6 protein-coding genes are annotated in these 7,441 nt (G+C 71.0%); 5 read left to right on the top strand and 1 reads right to left on the bottom strand.

Going from position 1 to position 7,441, the window contains the following annotated elements; genetic code table 11:
* Positions 1 to 313: 313 nt before the first annotated feature.
* Positions 314 to 1,792 (bottom strand): FAD-dependent oxidoreductase, encoded by a 1,479-nt coding sequence (locus ACFWPJ_RS19325; RefSeq protein WP_378853167.1) that lies wholly within the window; start codon positions 1,790 to 1,792, stop codon positions 314 to 316.
* Between the two features lie 85 nt (positions 1,793 to 1,877).
* Between ACFWPJ_RS19325 and ACFWPJ_RS19320 the strand changes: the two genes are divergently transcribed.
* From ACFWPJ_RS19320 to ACFWPJ_RS19300, 5 genes are all read left to right on the top strand, one after another.
* Positions 1,878 to 2,828 carry a rhomboid family intramembrane serine protease gene (locus tag ACFWPJ_RS19320; protein ID WP_378853165.1) on the top strand — a complete coding sequence of 317 codons (951 nt, stop codon included), beginning with the start codon at positions 1,878 to 1,880 and terminating at the stop codon, positions 2,826 to 2,828.
* Between the two features lie 72 nt (positions 2,829 to 2,900).
* The gene (mptB, locus tag ACFWPJ_RS19315; protein ID WP_378853169.1) at positions 2,901 to 4,619 is read left to right on the top strand and encodes a polyprenol phosphomannose-dependent alpha 1,6 mannosyltransferase MptB; all 1,719 of its coding nucleotides are present in this window, start codon (positions 2,901 to 2,903) and stop codon (positions 4,617 to 4,619) included.
* A 73-nt stretch (positions 4,620 to 4,692) separates the two neighbouring features.
* Positions 4,693 to 5,625 (top strand): ABC transporter ATP-binding protein, encoded by a 933-nt coding sequence (locus tag ACFWPJ_RS19310; RefSeq protein WP_378853163.1) that lies wholly within the window; start codon positions 4,693 to 4,695, stop codon positions 5,623 to 5,625.
* Positions 5,622 to 6,404: an ABC transporter permease gene (locus ACFWPJ_RS19305; protein WP_378853161.1), complete on the top strand. Its 783-nt coding sequence runs from the start codon at positions 5,622 to 5,624 to the stop codon at positions 6,402 to 6,404. The genes ACFWPJ_RS19310 and ACFWPJ_RS19305 overlap by 4 nt, the downstream gene beginning before the upstream one ends.
* Before the next feature lie 66 nt (positions 6,405 to 6,470).
* Positions 6,471 to 7,439 carry a heme A synthase gene (locus ACFWPJ_RS19300; RefSeq protein WP_378853159.1) on the top strand — a complete coding sequence of 323 codons (969 nt, stop codon included), beginning with the start codon at positions 6,471 to 6,473 and terminating at the stop codon, positions 7,437 to 7,439.
* Positions 7,440 to 7,441 lie beyond the last annotated feature (2 nt).

Below are 7,441 nucleotides of genomic sequence, written 5' to 3'. Positions count from 1 at the left end.
TCGCGCGGGCGCGGGCCGAGGGCCGCCGGGGTGTCCCCCTGGGGCCCGGGCGCGCCGGGCCCGGCCGCCGTCGGGGCGCCGTTCGACTACCCCCCGGTCCCCTCCACGTCTGTCCGCAAACCCACGGTTTTCACAACACCAGTGTGGCGGAATTACTTCCCTAAATCTAATAAGGGTCACCTATCCAAGGGTGACCTGACCTGGGAAGTCGCCACTTCCCGTCGCACCACCCCTGGCAAAAGCCCAGGTACCGCTCCCGGCGCCGGATCAATTCCGCGCAGCAGGGTGACTCATCGCACAGCGCGCGGATCCGTCACCGGGGTAGCGGTTCGGTCGCCGGGCCCTCGAGCACCGTCCCGTCGGGGGCGAAACGCGATCCGTGCAGCGGGCAGTCCCAGGTGCGTTCGGCGTCGTTCCACTGCACTATGCCGTGCAGGTGCGGGCAGACCGCCGACACCTCGGTGGTGACGCCGTCGACGGTGGAGACCGCGGTGGGGCGCAGTCCGTGGCGTTCGGTCCGGCCGCACCCTTCGGGCGGCACCGTGTGCCCGCCCACGCCGGCCAGACGCAGCCACCCGGTCGACATGTATCGGGCCACCGCCACGTTGGACTTGGCGCCTGCCAGGACCGAGGTCACTTCGTTGAGACGCCAGGTGGACAGGGTGCCTGCCCACGGCGGCAGCTTGCCGGTCAGACGACCGGCCAGCGCGAGTGCGGCGGCGGCACCGTTGGTCAGTCCCCATTTCGCGAAGCCGGTGGCGACCAGGACATTGTCACGGCCCGGGAGCAGCGGCCCGACGTAGGGCAGTTCGCCGACGGGGTGATAGTCCTGGGCCGACCAGCGGTTCAGGAGTTCGGCGCCGGGGAACCAGCGGCCGGTCCAGTCGAGCAGTTGATGGACGTGCGCATTCGCCGAGCCTTCCCGGCCGACGTCGTGCCCGCTGCCGCCGACGAGCAGCACGTCACCGTCCTCGGCCGGGAACACGCGCAGCGACCGGATGGGGCGCCCGGCGCTGATGTACATCTCCTGCGGCACCGGTCCCGGTACCCGCCACGCCGACAGATAGGAGCGCTGCGCGGTGAGGCGGGCGAAGAAGCCGCCGCGGTCGAAGATCGGGGTACCGGTGGCCACCACGACGTTCGCGGCCGACACCTCGCCGTGTTCGGTGCCGATCACGACCTCGCCGTCGCGGTGGTGCAGGGTCTGGGCGCGGGTGGATTCGAAGATCGGCGCGCCGTGCGATTCGACCTCGGCGGCAAGGGCGGCCAGCATCGCCATCGGGTCGATCTGGGCTTGCTCGCGGAGACGGACCGCGCCGTAGATGGGAAAGGGAACGTCGATGTCGTCGACCAGCTCGGTGGGGAGTCCCGCGGTGCGGGTGACCTCGAATTCCGCACGCACAGCGGCGGTTTCGGACTGGTTCTGGGCGTAGGTCAGCGCGGGGACCCGCTGGGCGTCGATGTCGTGCCCCGCGCAGAAGTTCAGCAGCCAGTCCAGTCCCTCGACATTGCCCGTGATGTAGCGCGCCAGTGTCGCGAGGCCGTGCCTGCGCGCGATGGCCTGGGCGCGGGTGCCTTGCAGCAGCGAGATCTTCGCCGTGGAGGCGGCGGTCGTGCCCGCGCCGACCCGCCTGGCCTCGAGCACCGCGACCTCGCGGCCCTGCTCGGCCAGCAGCAGCGCGGTCGCCAGCCCGACCAGCCCGGCGCCGATGACGACGGTGTCGAAGCGGGGACCGGCGGTGAGCCGCAAACGGGCGGGGACCTCGGCGTTGTTCCACCACAATGACGTCATGTCCCGGTCATAGCCCCGTCGCGCCGACCGAAACTGCCCGCCCGCGACAGGCCGCCCGCCGCGACGCGCATGGCACGATAGCGGTGTGTCCACCCCGCCCACACCCACCTGTGTCCGCCACCCCGATCGACCCACCGGACTCGCGTGTACGCGGTGCGGCAGGCCCGCCTGTCCGGAATGCCTGCGGCCCGCCTCGGTCGGGCAGCACTGTGTCGACTGCGTGCGGCAGGGGCAGCGGGACGTGCGGCAGGTGCGCACCGTCGGTGGCGGGCGGGCCGGTGGCGGTGCGGTTCCGTATGTCACCTACGGGTTGATCGCGGTCAATGTGCTGGTCTACGTCATCACGGCCGCCCAGGCGGGCAGCGCGATGGACAACTATCGCGGGTCGGCGCTGTTCCGGGAATTCGTGCTGGTTCCGCTGCTGGTCGCCGACGGCGAGTGGTGGCGGTTGCTCGGCTCGGGATTCCTGCATTACGGCGCGATCCACCTGCTGGTCAACATGTTCGCCCTCTATGTCGTCGGACGCGATCTCGAGCAGGTGCTGGGCCGGGTGCGGTTCGCCTGCGTCTACCTGGTCTCGCTGCTCGGCGGTTCCGCCGCGGTGATGGCCCTGTCGGACATGATCACCGCGACCGCGGGCGCCTCCGGTGCGGTGTACGGCCTGTTCGGCGCGGTCACCGTGACGCTGATCCGGCTGCGGCAGAGCCCGACGCCGATGCTGGTCGTCATCGGCATCAACGTGCTGATCAGCTTCTCGCTGCCCGGCATCTCGCTGTGGGGCCACCTCGGCGGGCTGGCCGCCGGCACGCTCGCCGCGCTCGGTTTCCTGTTCGTCCCCGGCTGGCTGCTGACCCGCAGGCCGGAAGCGGCGCGGACACCGGAAGCGGCGCGGACCATCGGCTGGGTCGCTCTCGCCGCGGTCGCGGTGGCGTGCCTGGCCGTCACCGTCGCGGCCGCCGTCGCGGTGTACGGCGACCGGCCGATGGCGCCCGTCGAGGTGTCGGCCCCTGTCGTGGAGGCGCCGCAACCGCGTTGACCGCGCTGGTCGACGACGTCCGGCCGACCGGAACAGCGCCACCCGCGGCCGACCACACTAGGCTCCGTGTTCGTGGCGGTACTGGAGGGCGCGGCGCGCAAGACACTGGCGTTCGGGAGGCGGGCTCTCGGGCTCGATGTGCCGACGCCCGATCACACCGTCGCGGTGCTGCACCGCGACGAGAGCGAGGTCCCCGGGCTCGACAAGAACGAGCGCGCGCAACTGGACCGGATCCGGCTGATGGGCGCGACCGGCGCGGTGCTGATGGCGATCGCGGCGCTGGGTATCGGCGCGCAGCCGGTGCACCAGAACCCGGTCTCGGGCATGCGGGTGCTCGGCATCTTCGCGCGGGCGCACACGGGGTCGCTGGCGATGTGCATGTTCGGCACCGTGCTGGTGATCGGCGCGTGGTTGCTGCTGGGCCGGTTCGCGGTCGGCGGGCTGGCCGGGTCGCCGCTGCACCGGTTGAGCCGGTCGCAGCTGGACCGGACGCTGCTGCTGTGGATCATCCCGCTCAGCGTGGCGCCGCCGATGTTCAGCAACGACGTCTATTCCTATCTGGCGCAGAGCGAGATCGCCGCGCGCGGCATCGACCCCTACCTGGAGGGTCCGGTCGCCGGGCTCGGCATCGACAACGTCCTCACCAACAATGTGCCGACGATCTGGCGCGACACGCCCGCACCCTACGGTCCGCTGTTCCTGTGGATCGGTCGCGGGATCGCGGAGCTGACCGGGGACAACATCATCGCCGGGGTGTGGGTGCACCGGCTGCTGGCGCTGGCCGGTGTCGCGCTGATCGTGTGGGCGCTGCCCCGGCTGTCCGTGCGCTGCGGTGTCGCCCCGGTGAGCGCGCTGTGGCTGGGCGCGGCCAACCCGCTGGTGCTGTTTCACCTGGTCGGCGGCGTGCACAACGACGCGCTCATGCTCGGTCTGATGCTGGCGGGCGTGGAGCTGATGCTGCGCGCGATCTACGGCAACGGTGGCAAGCCCGATCGGTTGACCGGCACGAATCTGGCGCCGTTCGACGCTCGCGCGTATGCCCTGCTGATCGGCGGCGCGGTCGTCATCACGTTGTCGTCGTCGGTGAAGTTCACCTCGATCATCGCGCTCGGCTTCGTCGGTATGGCGCTGGCCCGCCGCTGGGGCGGCACCCCGCAGGCTGTCGTCAAGGCGGCCCTGTTGCTCGGTCTGATCGCCGGGGTGACGACACTGGTGGTGAGCTGGCTGAGTGGACTCGGGTTCGGCTGGATCTTCACCCTCAACACCGCCAGCGCCGTACGCAGCTGGATGTCGCTGCCGACGGTCATCGGCATCATCACCGGATTCGGCGGCGTGCTGCTCGGTCTCGGCGATCACACGACGGCACTGCTGTCGATCACCCGGCCGATCGCGGCGGCCGTCGCTGCATACCTGACGGTGCGCATGCTGGTCGCCACCGGCACCGGCAGGCTGCACCCGGTCGGCGCGCTCGGCGTCTCGCTCGGCGCGATCGTGTTGCTGTTCCCCGTGGTCCAGCCCTGGTACCTGCTGTGGGCGATCGTGCCGCTGGCCGCCTGGGCCACCCAACCGGTGTTCCGCGTGCCCGCCGTCGCGTTCTCCGCCGTCGTCTCGATGCTCGTGATGCCGCGCGGTGCGGAATTCCAGGTCTTCCAGATCATCGGCGCCGCACTGGCCGCCGCGGTCTGCTTCGGGTTGTTCTTCGCACTCACCCGGCACTCCCTGCCGTGGCGGGCTCAGCCGGGGGTGTCAGCTCCGTCACAGGAGGGCACGGCTTACCGTGTGAGACCGTGAGGGAGCGCAGCGAGCGAACCAAGGGCACAGCACCAGTTGGCGCGACGGAGCCGAGCGTCAGCGAGGCGCAGTCGTGACAAGTCGCTCCGGACCCGCTGTTAGCGTCGACGGCGTGGTCAAGCGCTACGGCGAGACCACCGCGGTCGACGGCCTGCGGTTCGATGTCGAACAGGCCCAGGTGTTCGCGCTGCTCGGCCCCAACGGCGCGGGCAAGACCACCACGGTCGAGATGTGCGAGGGCTTCGTCCGCCCCGACGCGGGCACGGTGCGCGTCCTCGGGCTCGACCCGATCGCCGAGTCCGAACAGCTGCGCCCGCGCATCGGCGTGATGCTGCAGGGCGGCGGCGCCTACCCAGGCGCCCGCGCCGGCGAGATGCTCGACTTGGTCGCCGCTTACTCGGCCGACCCGATCGATCCCGACTGGCTGCTGGCGACCCTCGGTCTGCAGGACAACCGCCGCACACCCTACCGCCGCCTGTCCGGTGGTCAGCAGCAGCGGCTCGCGCTGGCCTGCGCGCTGGTCGGCAGGCCGGAGATCGTGTTCCTCGACGAACCCACCGCGGGCCTGGACGCCCAGGCGCGGCTGATCGTGTGGGAACTGATCGACGCCCTGCGCCGCGACGGGGTGAGCGTCGTGCTCACCACGCACATGATGGACGAGGCCGAGCAGCTCGCCGACCAGCTGGTGATCATCGATCACGGCGAGATCGTCGCCCAGGGCACGCCCGCCGAGGTCACCGCGCACGGCGCCGCGGGCCAGCTGCGGTTCTGCGCCCCACCCAAACTCGATATCGCGTTGCTGAAATCGGCGCTGCCGGAAGGCTTCTCGCCGCGCGAGATGTCACCGGGCACCTATCTCGTCGAGGGCGAGATCACCCCGCAGGTGCTGGCGACCGTCACCGCCTGGTGCGCCAGGATGGACGTGCTGGCCACCGACATCCGCATCGACACGCGCCGCCTCGAAGACGTCTTCCTCGAACTGACCGGACGGGACCTGCGCGGATGACCGAGACCACCAGCCGGTTCCTGCCCGGCACGTTCGCCCCCGGCCCGCGACCGGCCTCGCGCGCGACGATGCTCACCGCGCAGACCGGGCTCGAGCTGAAGCTGTTGCTGCGCAACGGCGAACAGCTGCTGCTCACCATGTTCATCCCGATCACGCTGCTGATCGGGCTCACCCTGCTGCCGTTCGGCGAGCTCGGCGAGCACCGGGTCGAGAAGGTGGTGCCGATGGTCATGATGACCGCGGTGATGTCGACCGCGTTCACCGGCCAGGCCATCGCCGTCGGCTTCGACCGGCGCTACGGCGCCCTCAAGCGCCTCGGCGCGACGCCCCTGCCGCGCTGGGGCGTGATCGCGGGTAAGTGCGCGGCCGTGCTGATCGTGGTGGTGCTGCAGGCGATGCTGCTCGGCGCGATCGGCGCCGCGCTGGGCTGGCGGCCAGGACTCGGCGGACTCGCGCTCGGCGCGCTGGTGATCGCGCTCGGCACCGCGACCTTCGCGGCCATGGGCCTGCTGCTGGGCGGGACGCTCAAGGCCGAGGCCGTGCTGGCGCTGGCCAATATCCTGTGGTTCATCATGCTCGGCGTCGCCAGCCTGGTGCTCGTCGGCGATTCGCTGCCGACCGCCGTCACCGTGCTCGTCCGATTGGTTCCGTCCGGCGCGCTGGCGTTCGCGCTGGAAGCGGCGCTGTCCGGGGCGGTCGACTGGTTCGGTGTCGCGGTGCTCGCGGTGTGGGGCATGGTCTGCGGCTGGCTCGCGACCCGGCTGTTCCGGTTCAGCTGAGTGATCAACGACGCACCGTAGTAGCCCTGGTATCGGTCGGGAATTCGCGGCCAGTACCATCGTGACGTGCTGTATCGCGCCTTCCTGGGACTCGTCGACCGGCTGCCGCTCCCCTCGCTGCGGGTGCAGCGGCTCATCGCGTTCGCGGTGATCCTCAGCCAGGCCGGCATTTCGGTGACCGGCGCCGTCGTGCGCGTCACCGCGTCGGGCCTCGGCTGCCCGACCTGGCCGCAGTGCTTCCCCGGCAGCTTCACCCCGGTGGGGGTGTCGGAGGTGCCGGTCATCCATCAGACCGTCGAGTTCGGCAACCGGCTGCTCACCTTCGCGGTGACGCTGTGCGCCGCGCTGATCGTGCTCGCCGTGGTCAGGGCGCGGCGCCGCCGCGAGGTGCTCGTCTACGCGTGGCTGATGCCCGGCGGCACGGTCGTGCAGGCGATCATCGGCGGCATCACCGTGCGGACCGGTCTGCTGTGGTGGACGGTGGCCGTGCACCTGCTGGCCTCGATGGTGATGGTGTGGCTGGCGGTCGTGCTCTACGCCAAGATCGGCCAGCCCGACGACGGCATCGACACCGTCCAGGTGCCCGCTCCCCTGCGCTGGCTCACCGCGCTCAGCGGTGTCGCGCTGGCGGGTGTGCTGATCGCGGGCACGCTGGTCACCGCCGCCGGACCGCACGCCGGTGACAAGAGCATCGAGCGCCCGGTCGCGCGGCTGCAGGTGGAGATCGTCACGCTGGTGCACCTGCACTCACAGTTGCTCGTCGGCTATCTGGCGCTGCTGGTCGGCCTCGCGTTCGGTCTGTTCGCCGTCGGTATCACTCCGGCGATCCGCGTCCGTCTGTACGTGCTGCTCGGCCTGGTCGTGTCGCAGTCGCTTGTCGGCGTCGTCCAGTACTTCACCGATGTGCCCGCCGCGCTGGTCGCCATCCATGTCGGCGGCGCCGCGGCGTGCACGGCCGCCACCGCCGCGCTGTGGGCGTCGCTGCGCGTCCGCGAGCATGTCGACGCGCCCACTCCGGCGCCTGCGGCGCACTGATC

The sequence above is a fragment of the Nocardia sp. NPDC058497 genome (genome assembly GCF_042720195.1).
Classification (GTDB): Bacteria; Actinomycetota; Actinomycetes; order Mycobacteriales; family Mycobacteriaceae; genus Nocardia.
Note: the sequence above shows the minus strand (reverse complement) of the source record. Positions and strands in the feature narration are given on the sequence as shown.